This window comes from Ureaplasma miroungigenitalium, from assembly GCF_025780085.1.
Classification (GTDB): domain Bacteria; phylum Bacillota_I; class Bacilli_A; order Mycoplasmatales; family Mycoplasmoidaceae; genus Ureaplasma; species Ureaplasma miroungigenitalium.
On record NZ_JAOXHL010000002.1, the window covers coordinates 68,359 to 89,987 of the forward strand.

The 21,629-nt window shown below is 31.5% G+C and carries 17 protein-coding genes and 1 other RNA gene; 3 read left to right on the top strand and 15 right to left on the bottom strand.

What is annotated here, in order from left to right; all coding sequences use genetic code 4:
- Positions 1–62 precede the first annotated feature (62 nt).
- The 11 genes from OF376_RS02095 to sufC are packed head-to-tail and all read right to left on the bottom strand — an operon-like array spanning position 63 to position 13,302.
- Positions 63–1,895: a hypothetical protein gene (locus OF376_RS02095; protein ID WP_263821870.1), complete on the bottom strand. Its 1,833-nt coding sequence runs from the start codon at positions 1,893–1,895 to the stop codon at positions 63–65.
- Between the two features lie 55 nt (positions 1,896–1,950).
- Complete coding sequence (gene ruvX, locus OF376_RS02100; RefSeq protein WP_263821871.1) at positions 1,951–2,379, bottom strand: Holliday junction resolvase RuvX; 429 nt, start codon at positions 2,377–2,379, stop codon at positions 1,951–1,953.
- Positions 2,372–5,074 carry an alanine--tRNA ligase gene (gene alaS, locus OF376_RS02105; RefSeq protein WP_263821872.1) on the bottom strand — a complete coding sequence of 901 codons (2,703 nt, stop codon included), beginning with the start codon at positions 5,072–5,074 and terminating at the stop codon, positions 2,372–2,374. Before alaS ends, ruvX begins: the two co-directional genes overlap by 8 nt.
- Positions 5,062–6,387 (bottom strand): thymidine phosphorylase, encoded by a 1,326-nt coding sequence (locus tag OF376_RS02110; protein ID WP_263821873.1) that lies wholly within the window; start codon positions 6,385–6,387, stop codon positions 5,062–5,064. The genes alaS and OF376_RS02110 overlap by 13 nt, the downstream gene beginning before the upstream one ends.
- A 57-nt stretch (positions 6,388–6,444) precedes the next feature.
- Positions 6,445–7,380 (bottom strand): hypothetical protein, encoded by a 936-nt coding sequence (locus OF376_RS02115; protein ID WP_263821874.1) that lies wholly within the window; start codon positions 7,378–7,380, stop codon positions 6,445–6,447.
- 57 nt (positions 7,381–7,437) lie between these two features.
- Positions 7,438–8,856, bottom strand: a complete 1,419-nt coding sequence (gene proS, locus OF376_RS02120) for a proline--tRNA ligase (RefSeq protein ID WP_263821875.1) — start codon at positions 8,854–8,856, stop codon at positions 7,438–7,440.
- 1 nt (position 8,857) lies between these two features.
- Entirely contained in the window at positions 8,858–10,255 is a 1,398-nt protein-coding gene (sufB, locus tag OF376_RS02125) for a Fe-S cluster assembly protein SufB (RefSeq protein WP_263821876.1), read from the bottom strand.
- On the bottom strand, positions 10,245–10,691 hold the full coding sequence (locus OF376_RS02130; RefSeq protein ID WP_263821877.1) for an iron-sulfur cluster assembly scaffold protein: 447 nt from the start codon (positions 10,689–10,691) through the stop codon (positions 10,245–10,247). Before OF376_RS02130 ends, sufB begins: the two co-directional genes overlap by 11 nt.
- Entirely contained in the window at positions 10,678–11,889 is a 1,212-nt protein-coding gene (locus tag OF376_RS02135) for a cysteine desulfurase (RefSeq protein ID WP_263821878.1), read from the bottom strand. The genes OF376_RS02130 and OF376_RS02135 overlap by 14 nt, the downstream gene beginning before the upstream one ends.
- Positions 11,889–12,500, bottom strand: a complete 612-nt coding sequence (locus OF376_RS02140; protein ID WP_263821879.1) for a SufD family Fe-S cluster assembly protein — start codon at positions 12,498–12,500, stop codon at positions 11,889–11,891. The genes OF376_RS02135 and OF376_RS02140 overlap by 1 nt, the downstream gene beginning before the upstream one ends.
- Positions 12,487–13,302: a Fe-S cluster assembly ATPase SufC gene (gene sufC, locus OF376_RS02145; RefSeq protein ID WP_263821880.1), complete on the bottom strand. Its 816-nt coding sequence runs from the start codon at positions 13,300–13,302 to the stop codon at positions 12,487–12,489. Before sufC ends, OF376_RS02140 begins: the two co-directional genes overlap by 14 nt.
- 127 nt (positions 13,303–13,429) lie before the next feature.
- Here sufC and OF376_RS02150 point away from each other — a divergent pair, with 127 nt between their 5' ends.
- The 3 genes from OF376_RS02150 to ssrA all read left to right on the top strand — a co-directional run bounded on the left by OF376_RS02150 (position 13,430) and on the right by ssrA (position 18,087).
- On the top strand, positions 13,430–16,717 hold the full coding sequence (locus tag OF376_RS02150; protein WP_263821881.1) for a DUF3713 domain-containing protein: 3,288 nt from the start codon (positions 13,430–13,432) through the stop codon (positions 16,715–16,717).
- A gap of 5 nt (positions 16,718–16,722) precedes the next feature.
- Positions 16,723–17,391, top strand: a complete 669-nt coding sequence (locus OF376_RS02155) for a ribulose-phosphate 3-epimerase (protein WP_263821882.1) — start codon at positions 16,723–16,725, stop codon at positions 17,389–17,391.
- Positions 17,392–17,675: 284 nt separating this feature from the next.
- Positions 17,676–18,087, top strand: a transfer-messenger RNA (tmRNA) gene (gene ssrA / locus OF376_RS02160).
- A 75-nt stretch (positions 18,088–18,162) separates the two neighbouring features.
- On the opposite strand, the gene glpK is transcribed toward ssrA, so the two are convergent.
- Genes glpK through OF376_RS02180 form a run of 4 tightly spaced genes read right to left on the bottom strand, consistent with a single transcriptional unit; the run spans position 18,163 to position 21,629 of the window.
- Positions 18,163–19,674, bottom strand: a complete 1,512-nt coding sequence (gene glpK, locus OF376_RS02165; protein ID WP_263821883.1) for a glycerol kinase GlpK — start codon at positions 19,672–19,674, stop codon at positions 18,163–18,165.
- A 5-nt stretch (positions 19,675–19,679) separates the two neighbouring features.
- A complete protein-coding gene (locus OF376_RS02170; protein ID WP_263821884.1) occupies positions 19,680–20,264 on the bottom strand; it encodes a hypothetical protein in 585 nt (194 codons plus the stop codon).
- Positions 20,257–20,742, bottom strand: coding sequence for a nucleoside 2-deoxyribosyltransferase (locus tag OF376_RS02175; protein ID WP_263821885.1), 486 nt, complete (start codon positions 20,740–20,742; stop codon positions 20,257–20,259). Before OF376_RS02175 ends, OF376_RS02170 begins: the two co-directional genes overlap by 8 nt.
- A 17-nt stretch (positions 20,743–20,759) precedes the next feature.
- Positions 20,760–21,629, bottom strand: a complete 870-nt coding sequence (locus tag OF376_RS02180) for a tRNA 2-thiocytidine biosynthesis TtcA family protein (RefSeq protein ID WP_263821886.1) — start codon at positions 21,627–21,629, stop codon at positions 20,760–20,762.

A 21,629-nucleotide genomic window follows, 5' to 3' on the forward strand; every position in this document is an offset into this window, starting at 1 on the left:
GTTATTTATACATTACATTATAAACAAAAAAAGAAACCAATTGGTTTCTTGTTTGTTTTCTTTTATAAACTAATTTTACGTAATCAAGAAGCAAATCATTGATAGTGTGGTTCGATTTGTTCAATCACGCACGGATTAAAGATTAAGAAATAACCATCATCATCGACTAAGGCAATCACATCATTATGACTAATTCCTAAATAATTAAGTTGGTTTCTTAACTCTTTTAAAAGAACATTGACCATTGCTTGGTTGTCTGTTTGTTCTGGTTCGTGGAAATAATCCATATATTCATTTAAGCCTTCATCTAATAAAAATGAAAAGCCTTTTTCTAAAGCGTTATATAAGAAGTAGTCCCGTTCACGTTTGTGTTTTTTAATATACATCACAAAGAAAGGGATTTGGTATGGGTCGTATTTAACGTATGGAACGGGAACAATGTTACCATCGACATATACATTATCTATACAATCAATTTTATGATAAGATGTTAGTTCAATCATGGCTTGTTGTACACCGAATTGTTGGTCTTTATGTACGATTTCTCCAAATGGAATAACTTCACATGTATTTTCAAAATATAATAATTGCTTGTTTAACAATTTATTAACTAAATTAAAGTCATCTAAAGTCGTTTCGTTGTCATAAAATTGAGCAAAATCATAAATGGCCATCATTTTATAAGCTTTTCCAGCTTCATATCATTCCCGACTGACAACTGGTGATAGATTTGTGAAAGTTAGATGATTGATATAATTACTGATTACTGGTTTTTGTTGACTTATTAATTGATCTAAAATATGTTCAACTTCACTTTGTTCGTTCAATGATGCAACTAAGTCACTAAAGGCTGATAAAGGTTTATTGCTCGCAGCATTTGTTAAACTTAAATTGCAAATGCTACTATCCTCGATTAATAAATTTTTACCATTTTTATGTAACACTGGTATGTGTGCATTTTGTCTATCATAAGTTACATAACGTTCTTGGGCTAGTGATGTAAAATATTGGGTTAATTTAGTATCTGTTTCTAAATTTGTTTTACTTGCACCAATCCCGAATGTTTTCATAAAATCATGGTTTAATAAGATAGCATCTTTTTTTACCTTAGTTTTGTTTTTAGCTAAAGTAAAATTCAGTGTTGGTTCGAAGTTGGTGTTTTGGATGTAAAAACCTCGCGCATAAACCCGTGGGGTTGGTTCCTCATGAATAGCTTGCAAAGTACGTTGTTCGTATTGCTTAGCAAAGAAGTTATATTTCGAAACGGTAATTGAATTTGTCGTACGTACGATTTCATAGCGAAAGAATAAAGCGTTAACTAAATATGAATCGGTTGATTTAAATTTAATATGAATCCCGTTCTTATAGCCAACTAAACGGTGTTCTAATTCACGTAATTGCGTTCAATCTAAATTATAGAAACGATCAGATCCATATAGATATAATCCTAAAGAGGCCAATTGCTCCTTCAATGTTTCATAAGGACGCACGCGGCTAATAACCTCTAAAATCTTCGTATTTTTCTCGTGATTTAAGACGGCAATTTCTTTTAATGTATCTTGTTCGATTACGTTATATTTTTGAATGGCTTTTTTGTTATTAATTAAAAATTTAATAAAAAATAATCCAATGATAATGAACATCGAAATGATGATAACAACATTAGCTACTTTTCGCCCAACAATTCTGTTGGTCTTCTTATAATGTAATAATTGTGCTGATTTTTCATTGATTTCTTGCTTATAAGCATGGACTTTGTCCACCTTCGCTTCTTGACCAGCAATTTTCGAATAAACGATCTTTTTTAATGATTCTTCTAAATTGGTTTGTGCTTGTTTTTGGTATTCTATTGGTTCGTCAATAAATTGACTGATTTTATTGGTATCTAATGACATAATAAACGTCCCTCTCATATAGTATAAAGATATGTGGATTACGTGTTTTATTTTTTTAATGATTTAAAAAACTTTCTAAAATGACTACTGCTGCCATCTTATCTTTTACTTTTTTACGTTTTGCTGCCTTGATTTGCAAATCCTTTAAACGTTGCGTGGCGATGCGTGTACTAAAACGTTCATCTACTAGAACAATCTTTATGGATTGATTCTTTAAATGATTTTCTAATTGTTCATGAAAGGCTTCTACTAATAAACTACGCGGGTTTTTAGAACCATCATAGGCATTTGTCGGATAACCTAAAACAATCGTATCAATGATTTCTTTATAAGTTTGTCGGATTTCATCAATTTTTTGCAAAATTAATGAATAGTCGTCATTGGCGTATTCAAAGTCACATAAAGGACTAGCAATAATTCCTAATTCGTCACTAATGGCAAATCCGCAAACTTTTGTCCCAAAGTCTATTGCCAGTTTACGCATTTAAGAATGTACTAATCATCGTGTTTAATCGTTCAGCTGCATCAGCTGTTGATGATCCACCTTGAATAAAATTATTTTTACCCCCTGCTTTCACATTAGGGATAGTATTTAATTGTTTTGCTAAAGCTCGTAAATCGATTTGGTTGCGTTCGACAAATAAAGGATTAGCCGCAATTAAAATTTGAATTTTTTCACCCACGTAATTGTATGAAACAAAAACACTTGTTTGGTTTTCATTAATTAATTCATTAATAGCGTTGAAGATAATTTTATTATCATGGTCATGAAAACTTAGACTACGAACTTTTTGATCTAAACCTTTAAATGCTTCTTTAATTTCGTTTAGTTGATTTTTTTGATCATTTTTTTGTGTAGCAATTTTGTCATCATTTACTTGATTTAATAACTCTTCGAATTCTACTTTCAATTCGTTTGAATACACTTTATTTGCTATGAAATTATTTACCGCCATGATTAATGATTGGTTTGTACATGGATATGATTTTAATAATGTTTCTAATTGCATAGCCATGTTTTTTAGTTGTTCTTGGTTGTATTGGCAAATATTGTTATGCCCACTAATCATAGTTACTCGGTATGAACCTGACCCCTTAGAACTGAAGTCAATAATTTTAATCGCTTCGATGTCCTTAGTGTTGTGAACGTGTGTTCCCCCACATAATTCCATCGATGGACCCATTTGAATTACCCGTAACTTACCTTTAATTTTTTTATAATAATCGCCAAAGTAAGCTAATGCACCCATATCCTTAGCTTCTTGTAAGCTCATGTACATTTCTTTTGTTTCATGAGCATCATTAATAATTTGATTCATATATGCTTCAATCATTTGCAATTGTTCAGGTGTTAATTGTTTGTGATAATTAAAGTCCAATGTTGCACGTTCTGGAGTCTTAGAGGCCCCTTCTTGACGAATGTCTAAACTGATTAATTTCTTTAATGAGTGGTGTAATAAGTGTTCAGCTGAGTGGTTACGCATAACATCGACTCTGTCTTGGGCATTAATGTGTAAACCAACCTTGTCACCAATTTGTAAAGTTGCTTTTTCAACCTGGTGAATGTTTAACATATTATTTGATTTGAAAACATTATATACAGCAAATTTTTCATCATTAGCAATTATATAACCAGTATCTGAAACTTGCCCACCTGCTGTGGCATAGAAACAAGTTTTGTCAAAAATGACATAAGCGTCTTGCTTATTAACTTTTTTAACAACATTAAAATCAGCATCTAATAAATAGATAACTTGAGCGTCATCAATCACTTCTGTATCATAAAAGAACTTCGAATCTACTTCGATATTCATTAAAGCTTCATTTTGCACAGCCATGGCTTTAGCTGGTTTTTGTGATTGTGATTTTTCTTGGTGTTCTTTATATAATTTTTCAAAACCTTCAATATCTAAACTAATTTGTTTTTTCTTTGCTAATTCCTTAATTAATTCGATATTAAAGCCGTATGTATCAACCATTTTAAATAGCATTTTAGCATCTAATTTTTTAGTTTCTAAAACTTGATCAAAAAGTTTAATACCCTTGGCATAAGTTTTCTTGAAAATGCTTACTTCTTGTTCTAAAATAGTTTTAACTTTTTGCACAACATGCGGAGTTAAATAATCATAGAAACTACCCATTTCGTTAACAATCGCATCAATTACTACATTAATTCAATCATGATCAATAATATTTAATTTGTAAGCAAAAACAGTGGCACGACGAATTAAACGACGCAACACATAACCACGATCTTTATTAGCTGGAACAGCACCATCAGCGATAGCAAACAAACTAGCACGCATATGATCAACAATTACTTTGTAAGCAAAGTTTATTTCATATTGTTCTTGTTTATCTTGTTCAAAGAAGTTATTTATATAGTATTTAAAACTACTTAAAGCACTTAGTTTTAAAATAACATTATAAAAACCATCAGCATCAAAGTTAGTCGGAACATCTTGCAAGACACAAGCGATTCGTTCTAATCCCGCTCCTGTATCGATGTTTTTTCGTTTTAATTCTGTATAGTTATTTTTTCCATCATTGTTAAATTGTGAGAAAACAATGTTTCAAATTTCCACATAACGGTCGTTTTCTAAGTCTTCTAAAATTAACTTTTCCCCTTGATTTTCAGGGTCATAAATTTCACCACGATCAAAGAAAATTTCAGTACATGGACCACATGGTCCAGAACCGACATCTCAGAAGTTACGTTCACGATCACCCTTAATAATTCGTTTCGGGTCAATACCTAAATTAATTCACGCTTGGTAAGCTTCTTCATCCTCATTGAAAACCGTAATTCATAAACGGTTAACGTCCATTTCTAGTTCTTGAATTAAAAATTCATAAGCGAATGCAATGGCTTCTTTTTTAAAGTAATCACCAATTGAAAAGTTACCTAACATTTCAAAGAAAGTATGGTGACGAGCTGTATGACCAACGTTAAAAATATCGTTAGTTCGAATTGCTTTTTGCGAATTCACCAATCTTTGTGATGGTGGATTTTTAATTCCTGAGAAATAATCTTTTAAAGTAGCTACACCCGAATTAATTCATAATAATGACGGATCATTATTAGGAATTAAAGATACGGGTTCTAAAAAATAGTGTTGTTTTTTCGTAAAAAAATTAATTCATTTTTGACGAATTTCATTGGTTGTTAATTTGAGCATACATCCTCCACACGTAAAATATCTAATATTGCTGGTTCTTCTTTACTTGGTTTTGCTAAATAAACCACATTAGCAACAAAGCGTTGTACGATTGCTTCATCAATCGGTGCATCCGCATATAAATGAGCAATCACATCGCCAGCTTTAACATATTCATTATCTTTTTTATCTAAATAAATTCCGGCTTGTCAATCTAATTGTTCGTTTTTTTCTTTTCTACCAGCTTTTAAATCAACCGCTACTAAACCAATTTCACGAGTTGATTGAAAGCCGATATAACCGTTAGCTGTCGCTTGAACGATGACTTCATACTTTGGTTTAAATAATGTTTCATTTAAAACAGCAGCGTGATCACCATGCATTCATTTAACTCAATCCACAAAAATATGGAAAGCTTTTTTATTAGCAATAACTTCATCAATCATCGCTTGCGCACTCGCTACTGATTGAGCTTTTTTGGTTTCTACTAGAATATCAATTAAAAAAGTGTTGATTAATTCGTATAAATCTTTCGAAGCAAAGTCACCTTGTAAATAACGCATTGCTTCACGTACTTCAATCGCATTCCCTACACTTCGACCTAAAACCCGGTTCATATTTGTTATATGGACAATTGTTTCTCGATTAAATCGTTTCGCTAAATATAAGCATTTTTTAGCAAGCACTTTAGCTTCTTCAAAAGAGTTAGTAATAGAACCATCTCCTGTCTTAATATCTAAGAAAATATAATCAGTTAATAAAGCAAACTTCTTAGACATAATTGAAGCAGCAGCTAATTCTAGGATATGAACAGTGCTTGTGGCATCTCGTAAAGCATAAATATACTTGTCAATCACAGCAACATCATTACTTTGTCCAGTTAAAATAAATTTATTAGCTTTATATTGATCTTGATATGTTGCTAAATCAAAATCTACATTCATACCAATTGATTCTAATTTGTCAACTGTTCCCCCAGTATGAGCTAATCCACGCCCAGACATTTTTCCTACATAATATCCTAAGGCAACAAGCATTGGAGTCATAATTAAAGATACTTTATCCCCTACTCCACCTGATGAATGTTTGTCCACAACAATTTCGTTTGGCACACGTAAATCAATTGTTTTACCTGATTCGACCATAATTTTTGTAGCGTAGTACATTTCATCATCATTGTATTTATTAAAATATACGGCCATTAAAAAGGCGGCCATTTGGTAATCTGGGATTTCACCTTGAGCAAAACGGTGGTATAGTCAGTGAATTTCATCGTATGTTAAGGCTTGGTTTTGTTGTTTTTTGTTAATTAAATCTAAAATATTAAATGTCATAATTGTTCCTTTATAAATGTAAAAAATAGATACGTTAGTATCTATGTTTTCTTTTTATTAGTTGCGAGTGCTTGTTTCAAAAACGTATCAAGTTTTAGCAGTTTTTTTCGAATCCTTGAATTCGTTTTCTAATATATTAATAACTGGTTCTTGCGTTTGAATATTTTGCGGTTGTAGAACGCTGATAATCTCTTCGCTATTTTTAAATTGGTTAGAAAGGTGTTCTTCTTTATTTAACGATTGCGTTAGCGATTTTTCTTCTAGTACAACCGGTTTTGTTGATTGATATTTGTTAATATTCTCTAGTAAATTAGCACGTTCATCAAGAATCGTAGCACGTGGGTCGATAATAGGTGTTTCTTTAGTTAGATAATTATTAATTAGTGTATCTAAATTATCTGTGTTTTCAGACGCTTGCACCTTACAAGTGTTCTTGCAAGTTTCTTGTTCTTCTAAATTTTTTAGAACGTCTTGTTCTTGTGAACTAACGCTGTGTTCTGGCGCTTCATCAGTACATCCTGTTGTACAAGATGTACTTAATGAACCTTTTAATCATCAAGCCATTTCGTTGTCTGCTTTTGTTTCGTTGTGAGCATCAGGGTATAGATTTTCAATTTTGTCAATATTTTGGTGAGCTTCAGGTAACGTTACTAAACGTAATGAATCAACTGATAGTTCATCATCAAACATTGTCATGTCAAAATTTTCGTCTTCAATATCAATTTTTACTAATTGCGGTTTAAGTGTGTCTTTAGTAGTGCAGAAACGTGCTTTCTCAATAGCGAATTCGTAAGATGACATACATAATAAACCTTCATTGTTTTGATATTTAGCCATGTTAGCTAAAACAAATTCACGTTCATCTAAAATTTTAAATTTATTATTAATATCCGAATTTTTTTCGTCAGAATATTTCTTAATCAACATTTCTTTAACTTCGCCTTCGTATAGGGTTTTACCTACTGGAAAAGATCTTTGTAATTGTGGGTGCATAAGTTTACTCCTTTTATCAACAAACTATAGTTTGCAATATTAATATTATATTATTAATTAATAAGCTCTGGCAAATAAGGTTAGTTTGTTTGTTTTTTTCTTCGTATAAAAACATTCATGCATTTCGTCTGATAATTCCAGAATACAACGTGTTGAAGCATTAGTAAGAGCTTTGATCGCCTTGTCATCTTCTTCTGTTCCGACAAAATAACATGTAGCCATTTGTTTATTTTCAATGGCTTTTTTTAATTCTTCAACAGAGTTGACATGAACAGTGTTAGCCTGTTGACGCGCTAGAGCTTTATTGTAAATATTAACTTTGATTTCTTCATATAAACTATTAACATAAGTTATTAAATCAGTAAGATTTACTAAATGTTTAGTCTTGTCGTCACGACGATAAACAGTTACTTGTTGATTTTGTAAATCTTTAAAACCAACAATAATCACAATCGGTGTACCGATGATTTCTTGTTCAGCTAATTTAAAACCAATACCTTTATTTGAATCATCGATTTCAACTCGATACTTATTCAGTTGTGTTTTTAAAAGGGCTACTTGTTCATCAATTTTATCTTGTTGTTCTTTATGATTAATCACTGCAATTGCAATTTGTACAGGGGCAATTGGTGGTGGTAAAATTAAACCTTGATCATCTGCATGCACCATAATCAATGCTCCGATTAAACGTGTCGAAACACCAGCCGACATTTGGTGCGCATATAATTGTTGGTTATCATTATTTTGGTATTTAATGTTGTATGTTTTTGCAAATAAAGTACCTAGATAATGTGAGGTACCGGCTTGTAAAGCTTGGCCATCTTGCATCATAGCTTCAATTGTATGTGTAATTTCAGCACCAGCAAAACGTTCTCACGGAGTTTTTTGACCTTTATAAACAGGTATACATAAAAACTCTTTAGCAAAAGTGGCATATTCATCAATGATGTCACTAGCAAATTGTTCACAAGTTGGTTGATCAGCAAAAACTGCGTGTAATTCTTGTCAGTGAAATTCTGAATTTCTTAAAAAGGGTTTGGTTGTTTTTTCTGCACGCATAACAGAACATCATTGATTAACTTTAATCGGTAAATCTTTATAAGAGTTCACAGCGTTGGCAAAATATTGACAAAAAAGAATCTCACTTGTCGGACGCACAACATAGTTCGCATCAAGCACTTTATTACCAATACAAGTAATAGTATAAAGTTCGGGAGCAAAACCCTCGATATGGTCCTTTTCTTTTTCAAATTCGCTCATCGGAATTAGGGTTGGCATGGCCAAATTACGCACGTTATATTGCTTAAAAACTTGGTCCATTGTAGTTCTAATACTTTCTCAAATAGCTCATGCATTCGGTAAGAAAATCATCGCACCTTTAACATTCGTATACATGGCTAATTTAGCGTTAGTCACAATTGATTGATATCATTGTGCAAAATCTTCATCTCGTTTAACTATTCTCTCTAATTTCATCTTATCCAATTGCTCCAGTCATATCTAATTTTAATAAACGGTTTAATTCCGCTGCATATTCCATTGGTAATTCATCACTAAATTCTTTAAGGAAACCAAAAACAATTAATTGTTCGGCTATTTCAATGCTAAAGCCTTTGGTTTGTAAATAAAATAATTGTTCAGCACTAATTTTGGTAATTGTTGCTTCATGATTTAAATATGATGAATTATTCTGCACAATTTCTAATGGGAATGTATCGCTCCGTGCAGTCTCATTTAATAATAAGGTATCGCATTCAACCTTAGCCACACTATTGTGGGCTTGTGGACCTATTTTAACTAATCCCCGATAACGTGAATCACCTGTACCATATCCAACGGCTTTCGAAATAATTTTACTACGAGTATATGGAGCGTTGTGAATCATTTTTGCACCAGCGTCTTGAATAACATTGGATTTAGCCACAGCGATTGAAATACATTCGCTTGAAGCATATGGTTCAGCCAAAATAGAGGCTGGGTACTTCATATTAATCCGTGAACCAATATTCCCGTCAATTCATGTCATATTAGCGTTCTCATATACATAAGCTCGTTTGGTTACTAAATTTAAAACATTATCACTTCAGTTTTGAATTGTTGTATAACGACATTTACTATTTTTGTGAACAAAAATTTCAACAACTGCAGCGTGTAAATTATCTTTTTGATAAATAGGCGCCGTACACCCTTCAATGTAATGTAAAGAAGAGTCTTCATCTACAATTATCAATGTTCTTTCAAATTGTCCTAATGATTGTGAGTTAATACGAAAATATGATTGCAACGGTAAGTCAATTTGAGTGTTTTTAGGAACATATATAAATGTTCCACCAGCAAAGACAGCAGAGTTTAACGCTGCGTATTTATTGTTGTTAAAGGGCACAAGTTGTCCAAAGTACTTTTTAATTAATTCAGGATGTTCACGTACTGCAGTATGAATATCTGTAAAAATTACACCTTTTTGCTCTAACTCTTCCATTAAAGAACTATACACAACAGATGAGTCATATTGCGTATGTACACCATTTAGAAATTTTGCTTCAGCTTCTTGAATATTTAACGCTTTAAATGTATCCTTGATTTTTTTAGGAACATCATTTCAAGAACGTTTAATTTCATCGCCAAAACCTGCATAATAAATATAATCATCAAAATTAATGAATGATAAGTCCACCCCTCAAGTTGGATTCTCTAACTCTAAAAAAGCTTGATATGCTTGTAAACGATATTCAAGCATTCATTCAGGTTCATTTACTTTATTAGAAATCTGTTCAATAATTTCTTTATCTAAACCTGGACGCGTTTTAAAGTCGGGATTTATGTCATCTTTGAAACCATATAAATAAGGTTGTTTTTTGAATTCATTACTGCCCATAAGTTTTAATACATTCCTTTATAGCCAAAATACCATTTAAACCACAACGAATCCGATTGGGTTGTTTCTTAACATTATAAAAAGCAATTAATTCATCTAATAAATCTTCATTATATTCCTGATTTAAAAGCATTTTTTCATATTCGGCAATAATTATTTTTACATCATTAAGGTGTTTATTAACTAAACAATTCAACATGATATCAGTAGAAGCTGTTGCAATAGCACACCCTGTTCCTAAAAATTTAATTTCTGTTACAATATCGTCCTTAATTTTCATGAAAACAGTTATATCATCAATACAAGATTCAATCCGGTTACGAAATTGTAAGTAATCATCACCTAAAGGGTCACTAATTCTGTTATCTGGTTTTTCGTAGTGTTGCATAATAATATTACGCAATAACAGTGGATCTTTATTTTTAAATGAGCCCATCTAATTCATCTCCTTTTTTATATTTTTTCAAAACACTAACAAGAGCATCAACATCCTCTTTCGTGTTATAAATGTAAAACGAAACACGTACAGCTGCGTGTGTTTCTAAAACTTCGTTCATCAATTTCGCACATGATAGTCCCGCACGACAAATAATGTTATTTTTTCCAAGATAATAAGCCAAGTCCTGCGCAAACACGCCTTCAAAATTAAAGGATATAGTCGCAGAATAATGTTCTGGTAAGTATAAGGTTACTCCTGGAACTGTAGCTAATTGTTCTTTAGCATATGCCATTAAGGCTTCTTCGTGTTCATGAATAGCGTCATAGCCAATCGTTAATAAAAATTTTAAAGCTGCATAAAAACCATAAATTCCGGCTGTATGGGGCGAACCACCCTCGAAACGCATGAAATTATCAAACATACCAAAGTGATCTTTTTCGATGTAGGTATTCATCCCTCCACCATATTTTAATGGTTTAACAACAGTTAATAAATCCGGTGCTATGTATAAAGCTCCAATCCCTGTTGGTCCAAAAATCTTATGCGCAGAACATACTAAAAAATCAATTTTGTTAGTACTTAAATCAATTGGCCGGTGTTGTAGAGATTGTGTCGCGTCAACTAAAGTAAAAATTTCTGGATTATATTTTTTTACAATGTCGCAAATAGCTTGTTCATCCAAAACATGTCCCACTAAGTTACCACCAGATGCAAAGGCAACCACTTTTGTACGTGGTGTTAATACCTTAGCGAAGTCTGAGACTTTTGGTAGTTTATGTTTTTCATTGGCAAAGATAATTTTGACACCAATTTCTTCACGTAAAGCATACCAAGGAAGTAAATTTGAAGCATGTTCACTAGTAGTTAACACAATTTCATCATCTTTTTTAAATAAATGACGAATGCCGAAGGCAGCCGTATTAGTTGACTCTGTTGCCCCACTTGTAAAAATCACGCTATTGATATTTGGTGTTTTTCATCATTGAGCAACGTATTCGCGTGCTTTTTCAACAATTAAATTAGCTTTGTATGTGAAGTTAGAATCGTTGTTGTGCGGATTTGATGATTGATGCAAATAATAATCATTGATTGCATCAATCATCCCTTGTGGTTTCAGCGATGTTGCAGCCGAATCTAAATAAATATATTCAGGATTAGCAGTAAATCATGGAAAAAATTGACGATAGTTTTTCATTAGGCAACCCTCTCAAATGTGTTTTTAATTAATTGCGCATATTTATTGCGTACTTCTTCATCAAAATGCATTAAGACTTGGTTAAAGATAGCACCGACTAATAAGTAAATAGCTTCTTGCTTACTAAAACCTTTTAAGGCTAAGTAAAATAAAACATCATCAGAAACATTGCCCACTTCATAAGCGTGAGATGCCTTGACATCGTTAGAGTCAATTGTCAGAGTCGGTTGACCCTTGACTTGTGCATTATTAAATAATGTGGCTTTAATAGTTTGTGCTACTTGGTTGTTATGACAATTCGCATGTAAATGAGCATTTAGAAAAATGGAAGTTTGCGAATCATTAAAACCAATGACTTGCACGTAATTAGTCGCTACCGATAAGTCATTATTTAAATGAGCTTGCACATTAATTTGTTTTTGAAATTGGTCAAAGTTTAATACTAAAATATGCACCTTTGATTCAACACGATCATATAAATAATGGTTAATATTTGTTGTGTGTGAGAGTGGATCTAGCGATAACACATAATAATCTGTGTTTTCGCGTGCGTGTAAATCATATTGCTGATCATCACTAATAATGATCAACTCTTTTTTATTTTCTTGCACCACAAACACCTAATTTTAAACTACTTGGTTTTATGGGTTGTTCTTTTTTCATTTGCACGCCTAATTCTGTTTCCACTCATCCATATCCTTCGCGTAGGATTTTTTCAGCTAATTCAAGATCTCCGGTTTGAACAATACGTCCATTAATTATTAAAATCACTTTAGTTGGCGGAATTAGGTTTAATAATCCGTTATTATGCGAAATATAACAAATCGCTTTTTGTTTTTTGTGTTGTTCTTGCAAAATATTACTAATCATGCGTAATGCATCAATATCTAAACCAGAATCGATTTCATCTAAGAAAATAAAATCCGGATCTAAAACAGCTAATTGTAAAATTTCGTTTTTCTTCTTTTCTCCACCACTAAAATTATCATTAAATGAACGTTGCAATAAAGAAACATCTAAAGCTAAATCTTGCATACGGTCTTTTAATTTTGAATACAATTCTAAAACATTCATTTTCGCATCAGGATTGTAGTTAGTTAGTAATGAACGATAGAAATCTAGCATCATTAACCCTGGAATCTCAATTGGGTTTTGTGTGGCTAAAAAGACCTTGCGATTAGCAATGTCGTGTGTTTCGCAATCGTTAATACTTGTTTGATCAAATCAAATATCTCCACTTTCGTAAGTTAAACTAAAATGTTTCATAATTGATTTAAATAATGTTGTTTTTCCGTGACCATTTGGTCCCATAATAGCGATAATATCGCCTCTGTTGATTGATAAATTAATATCTTGCAAAATTAATTCGTTATCAATACTAACTGATAAATTTTGAATTTTAATTGATTGCACAATTTCCCCTTTATTATAACAAACGCCAATACAGGTTTGTTTTCTAGTATAATTATTAAAATATTGATTTATATTAAATGGATTATCCTTTTAATTATAGTATATTTAAAAAAGTCTTGGAGTTGTTATGAAACTAAAGAAAAAAATATTACCTATTCTAATTGGTGCAGTCGGACTAATTGGCTGTTCAACACTTTTAGCATCTTGTGTTAAAAAAGAACCTACTCACCCTTTTACGACACCTATTGATATTAAAGATGGCCAACATTTAACATCAAGTCTGGCAACAAAAGATGCTTGAACAAAAATGATGCAAACAAGCAGTGGTCTACAAACATATTTAACTGCAACTTTAAAAACTCAACTTTATCAATGAGTAGCTAATAATAAAAACGTTAAATGAAACCGTAGTGTCAAACAGTTTATTGAAAACAAAACTAGTGAATTAGAACGTATTAAAAAAACAGCTAAAGAACGTTTTGGTTCGCAAGAAAAAATTGCCATTCAAAATGCTATTTTCAATAGTTTTGGAGGAACACGTGATAATTGATTGCAATATCAAGCAATCGATTTTGCTTACGATTTAATAAATGAATCTATCTTTGATGATAAAGATTTATTATTTGTTAAAAACGATAAAAATGAGTATGTTAATGTAAAAACGAATGATGCGGCCCCATTTCTAGACAAAAATAATCCTGTGGAGTTTTTCAGTAACGATCTCGATGTGAAAGGTTATGCACATTTTCTGAACTTTGTTTTAGATGCTTTCATTAAACAAGATGTTCCAATGACTTTCGACAAAATCGAATTTACTTACGATGATATAAAAAGACAAAATGTTTACAACAAAGAAGTCTTTAAACATTTACCAGAAAAAACAAGTCAATCTTTCCCTTTCTTTGACGATGAAGATGTTTATAATACAACACTTAAAAAATATCAAAACTTCATTAAAACAGTTAAAGATGGTACTTGAAAAACCGATGAGGAAACAAAGAAAAATATCAAATCACATACTGTGACACTAACAGACTTAGTTAATAAAAAGGGTATGCAAACTAACGAAGTTTTTAGTCTCTTAAGCATTATCAATCGTTTAGGTGGTCATGATTCTCAACAAGACATTCCGCTAGTTGATGGTTTTAAACCTACATTGTTAGACAATTTTATAAATAAAACATCAACAAAAATTCCTGGGTTCAACGATTTCTTTTACCCTTTAACTTTGAATAATCAACCCGCATTCCAAAAGGAATTAGAAAATGCTCAACAAATTACAAATCAATTAATAGTGCGCGAAAACAATGAATTATATGCTTTAAACCTAACAGCTACAGGTGTTGTCATTTATCATCTAGATAATTTTGAAACATTAAAATCACAAGCTCAAAACCAAGCAAATTTCTATCAAACTCTAAAAACTCGTTTCCTACAACAAACAGCATTGTTTGATAACAAAAAAGATATCGCTAATACGAACGCTATTAATGGTATGTCATTATTAAAAACTTTCTTCAAAGCCCATAAAGAACAATTATTAATCGATTATTATGCACAAAAATTTGATGATCATGACTTCCTTTTCAAAACTAATTTAGTCGCCGATGACCAAAATCAAGTAACTTTAAAACCATTTGATAGTGATCTAAAACAACTAATTGATTTATGATTCAAATATAATCAAGCCGACAATAATGACAAATTATTTTACGCTATCAATAACCAAGTTAATGCATATAATCACGAACATCAATCATCATTATTAGCTGATAGCATTTTTGATCATGGTTTAAGTGTTGGTTTACCTCTAACTTTAAATGATCAACACCATTATCAAATAATTGAAGATTTATTAAATACTTATCATTTACATGAAACTGCAGATTCTCAAGTGATTTTTGAATTAATTAATAAAGTCGCTCAAAAAGTAATTTTTGATCAACAATTAATTAACCCAAACGTTTCTAAAACCCAACACATTACTTTCAATGATTATGTTGTAAATAGTGTTTTCACTAACGGATATAATTCTGGAAATCTAACAAATTTAATTCTGCGTGAACAATATGCTCAATTGTTAAAGGATATTATTGATTTAAATACTCTTAGTTATTTACCAACTCAAGATCAAGCTTTAATCAATGATGCTATTAACATGTTTATTAAGCAAAAAAAGGAATTAATAAGTGCTCAAAACACATATGCAGCAGACGATCACTTGCAATTAAGTTTATATGTGCAAGCTTATGATAATGCTTTGCAAAAAAATGTTTTAAACGATAAAATTCAATCATTATTACTAAATTACAATTTAAACGCATTAGATATTAAAAACATCTATACATTTATTTGTTTACTAGGCATTAAAGAACAAAAAATTACTTTAGATCCGTTTAAAGACTACCTAAATACTCAATTAAAACAAAACGATAATCAATTATTTATTGCTTATTCAGCCAATGATGACATTAAAAAAATACCTAATTTTGGAACTAATTTATTAGATGACTACACAAGTCATACATACCAAATTAACCACCCTTTATTTAATACGTTAAACATTAAAACACAAGATGTTTATGATATCGTTGAAAATAAAATTGTTAACAAACCAGCTTTCTTAGCACAACAAACATTCAACGTAAGTAATCACACTGTTAATTACACAACTGATAATAATGGCCACGTTATTCACGGTTTCTTAGGTTTAGTTAATAAACAAAACCAACATACAGTTTTAGCACCCGAATTTATGAGTGTTGATTTATACAACAACCAAACCTTTACATTAGTTGAAGATGCAAAATTAAAATACAAAGGTGTTTTATATAAATATGGTTCAAAAGAAGCATTAATTACCTTAATTAATTCTTTTGATACATACAACCAATTCTATAGTCTTGCAAGCGAATTGAAACCTTTACTTTACTCAACAAAGACGAATGATTTATTAGTTTCTATTATCAAACAAACTAAAGAATTCATTGATTCAAACAATCAAAAACAATCATTAAATTTAACGTTCGATGAATTACGTACTCGATTAACTAATGTTATCAATGAATATTCTGATTTATTATTTACACCAATGCAATTAGATTATATTTACTACCAAGATGATACTAAGGTAAGCAATTTATTCAAAAACAAAGACCACCCTGATCAACGTTATAATTTAGTTGTTAGTCAAATTAATTATCAAGACATTCAAACTTTAGATTTCACACAAGATGCTCCAGAAAAATTAATGCATCTAAGTAAAGATCAAATAATTAAAACAGCTTTACTAGCTGTGCTAAATGATCCAGTTATAAGTATCCAAGTCTTCAGTCAAATTCCAGATGATTATAAATTCGAAATTTTTGATCAACGACTAGGAACGCCGGATTTGAAACCATTTATTAAAAAATAATGATTATGTCTCAATACCTTTACTCCCTTTTAGCTTTTAGCGCTGATCTAAAAGAACGCAAACAACAAATTAAACAATTTAAAACTCATGGTTTTCGCAGATGTCATTTTGATGTCATGGATCAAATATATGTTGCTAATAAAGCATTTACACCCGCTGATTTGCAGTTATTAAACCAAAACCAAATTGCAGTTCACGTACATTTAATGGTCATTGATCCAGTTAATTACATCCAATTATATTTACACGAAAATATTCAGGCTTTATCTTTCCATTTTGAAATGCAAGATGTACAAACTAATTTAGTATGCATTCAAACACTTAAGAAACACCAGATTAAAGCCGGGATTGCTTTACATCCTTATGTAAAGATTAGTGATTATTTATATTTACTTAAAGAAGTTGATTATGTTACGCTGATGTCTGTTGTCCCTGGTAAAGGTGGTCAAGCCTTCCTAGCACAAACAGATGATCGTCTAGTTGAATTAATCAATCTACGAGAACAACACGCCTTAAACTTTGAAATCGAAATTGATGGCGGAATTACCTTAGATATAATCGACAAATACAAAAACCAAATCGACTATTATGTCTCTGGTTCCTTCTTAGTTAAAAAAATTGATCAATTAGCTGAAGTTCAAAAAACATTTAAAACATTAGTTCGACCAAAATAAAAACACCACATTGAATTGCTGGTGTTTTTTTATTAATTATTTATCATCATTTTTTAGGTTGCTTGATTAATCTTTAATTGAACTAATGCCATATGATGAAGCTTAAAACAACATCGGCAATAACCATATTTGCAACCAACGCCATTTTTTGTTAGAACATCTTAGACTTAACTATGATTATAAGAACATAGTTAAACATCGTAAGTTACCTAAAATGCTAACAAAAACATATAATCTTCTAAAAGGTTATTGGTTTGATAAAAACTATATTATAATATTTAAACGGGGATGAACTTGGATTCGACGTGAAGAATTCGTTTTTAACGGCAGTGGGGTATGCCCCTTATAGCTGTGAGGTTTTTTATAAACGCTAAACAAACAAACAAACAAGAAGTTTCATTTGCTCACTTAGCAATGGCTTCTGCTAACAACCAACAATTAGCTTACGCTTTTTAATTAATTGTTAGTTAGTTATTTTAATTATTACTGTTGGTGATTAATCTAGCTTCATTTGACAACAGCGCTTTTTAAAGTTTTTAATTTATTCCTTTAAAAAAGTCGTACGATAATGAATTCTAAAATAATTATAAGTTCGTTTTATTACTTCGTTATTTTAGTATTTTAAAATAAAACTAAACTGTAGAAGTTATTAATTAAGCTTTGCGGAAAGGGGTTCGAACCCCCTCATCTCCACCATCACGAAAATAGTATTAAACTGTGCAATTCAGTTATTTGTGACCAAAAAACCAAGAGTATTAGCTCTTGGTTTTTCTATTCTTTTGATCAATCAAAAACTCTTTGAATTGCTTGATTTCATTTTTTTAAATGGTGTTTAGCAACTGATGTATCCATGTTCGGTGTATATTCATTGTAAGCATTTTTTTGGTCCTGCAATTGATCGAAATTGGCAAAAAAGCCATTAACATAACCAGCCAAATATCCCGCACCTAAACTAGTAGTTTCCATTTCTTTATGTACATGAATCACTTTTTGTACAATATCACTTTGAAATTGCATTAACGAAGTTGATTGACTTACCCCGCCATCAACTTTAATTTCTTGAAAATCTAATGCTAAATCGTCTTGCATCGCCTTTAATAAGTCTGATGTCTGATAAGCAATTGATTGTAAACAAGCTCAAACAATGTGTTCTCGTTTTGTATCTAAATCTAATCCAAAGATGGCACCTTTGGCATATGAGTTCCAATAAGGGGCTCCTAACCCATAAAATGAAGGCACTAAATAAACCGGATTTTCTTGGTCTTTAACTAAATTCGAGTAAAAATCGCACTCTTTAGCGTTATATATAATACGTAAGCCGTCTTTCAACCATTCAATAGCTGCACCAGCAATAAAAACTGATCCCTCTAGAGCATAAACAGTGGGTTCATTTTCTATTTGTCACGCAACTGTAGATAATAAATGATGTTGTGAATTAATTATCTGGTGACCTGTATTCGCCAGCATAAAACATCCGGTACCATATGTATTTTTCACCATCCCCGGTTGTAAACACAAGTGACCAAATAAGCTAGCTTGTTGATCTCCTAAAACCCCTGTAATCGGTACTTGGACATCATTATTAACTCCTCATAAACTTGGGTCAACATAACCAAACAAACTACCTGATGGTTTCACCTCAGGCAAAATTGCTAAAGGAATATCGAATAAATCTAATAACTCTTGGTCATATTGTAATGTATGAATATTAAATAAAAGTGTTCTTGAAGCATTTGAAACATCAGTTGCATGAACTTTACCTTTAGTTAGTTTTCAAATTAATCAACTATCAATCGTCCCACACAATAAGTCATTATTTTTTAGTGCTTCGTGGGCTGCTGGAACATTTTTTAAAATTCATGCAATTTTCGAAGCACTAAAATATGCATTTAAAACCAAGCCAGTTTTAGCTTTAATTATTGGCGCATAACCTTCTAAAGCACGACAAACATCCGCTGTTCGTTGGTCTTGTCATACAATAGCATTGTATAGTGGCATCCCTGTCTTTTTATTTCAACAAACAATGGTTTCCCGCTGATTAGTAATCCCTAAACAAGCAATTTGATCAGGCTGCAAATTGGCGTGTGCACAAACACTTAATAAAGTTGATAATTGGGTGTTTCAAATTAAATTAGCATCTTGTTCAACCCATGATGTTTGGGGGAAGATTTGCACAATTTGGTTTTTTTCCACGTGTTCAATACTTCCCTGGGCATTAATAATGACGCTCCGGCACGAAGTTGTCCCTTGATCCAAAGCAATGACATATTTGTTTGACTTCATATTTATTATCCTTGTGAGTGATTAATACTAATCGGTTTATCTAGACAATCAAATGATTGGGAAATAATTTGCGATTCACTATCCAAAAAACGTGCTTGTTTTCATATAAAAGTATCAGTTTGCGCAGATGCCTCATCTAATGTTGGCAAACTATAAGACACATGACGTTCTTTGATTAAATCAGGAACCTTTACTGGAATTGTTCAAGTCATTTGTTCGCCTGTGTTTTCATTTTGCACATCCATTTGTAAATAAGCAATATCAGCCATTGATTTATTGGGAGAGAAAATTTGTTGGGCGATAGGTTCGTAGAATTTAATTAGTTTGAATTCTAAAACAACTGATGACGCTTCTAATGTTAATTCAGTGATTAACGTGTTGCCTAAAATATTTGATAAATTCAAGGGATATTGATAGCTTTGTACTGCGTATGGAATATCTTTTGGTTCTTGAAAGTTATAAATATTCTTTTTGTAATCATCAAAAGTCTCTTCTTTTTGCTGACTACAAGCAACTAAACAAGGAACTGTGATTAAGAAAAAAGATGATCCCAAAAGACTCTTTAGAATTATTTTTTGTTTGTTAGTCATGTTTGTGGGCATTAATCTTCTGAATTAATTCAGGAATATTTGTAGCAATGCTGCCATTGGCCTTAATTGCTCCTACAACGAACAAATTAACATAAGCATATTGTGATTCACATGGTTGCATTAATAATTGAGTTTTAGCTTGTTCATCATTTCAATTATACATACGACGTGAGTCTGTATATAACCCAATAATCGGTTTCTTTAAGGCAGCAAAATAACCAATTTCCGTACATACCCCATTATCAATTGTTAGCCCATCTAAAACAGCTACTAACAAATCACATTGATCTAATTCATTTCTATCAGCTTCATAAATTTTTAACGAATCAGCACATTGTGTTTTATCGTTAATAGCAAAGTTTTCTTGTGGTAAATATACACTATATTTCGTTTGTTCGCGAATTGCGGCCACAACTTTCTTATTAAAATCTAATTCAGCTTCACTAAATAAAGCATTGGCAAAATAAATTCGTGCCATAAAGTTCTCCTTTTTTTCTAATCATCATAATCAGATCGGTCATCTGTTCAATCACAACCTGTTGTTTCCGCTTTTTTAATTGCACAATGATCATTCACGGCTAATGATCGCAAGTCTAAATCGGCCACCTTTTTATCTTCGTCCATAAATCATAAATTGAATTCTTTACCATTCATTAGAGCGGCCATAAAGTTATTATAAGCTAAGCGTAATTTCTTATCATCAGCGTGATAAAAATTCCGATTTAAAAAGTCTTTCATGCCGTCGCGAGTAGTAAACCCTTCCATCGGGCATCCACACGGAACAACGGGCATATTATCAATTGTTTTCGCTGCTCTAATAATATCTTTTTCACGACATAAAATTAGTGGGCGAATAAACATCATCTGTTCTTTATCCATAAACATTGATGGTTTGAAAGTAGCAATTCGGCCTTCATAAATCATATTCATAAAGAATGTTTCAATCGCATCGTCGGCGTGGTGTCCCATAGCTACTTTGTTGCAATTTAATCTTTTAGCTGTTTGGATTAAAATAGCTTTTTTTAATTTTGAGCATAACGAACATTGAATTTTATTTTTATGCATGTTAGCCCGTAGAATTTCCCCCATATTAGTTTCTTCGATATGAAAGTAAATTCCCTGCTCTTTTCAGAAGTTAATAATCGGTTCATAGTCGATATGGCATAAATTCATTTTTAAATGGATTCCAACGACTTCAATATCCCAATTATAATTTTTCTTCATCATCTTTTTAAAGATTCCAAGGGCGTATAAAAGAGTCATCGAATCTTTACCACCTGAAACACCAACACAAATTTTGTCATGATTTTGAATTAAATCAAAAATCTTGTTAGCTTTGATAATATTACCAATAATTTTACGCAT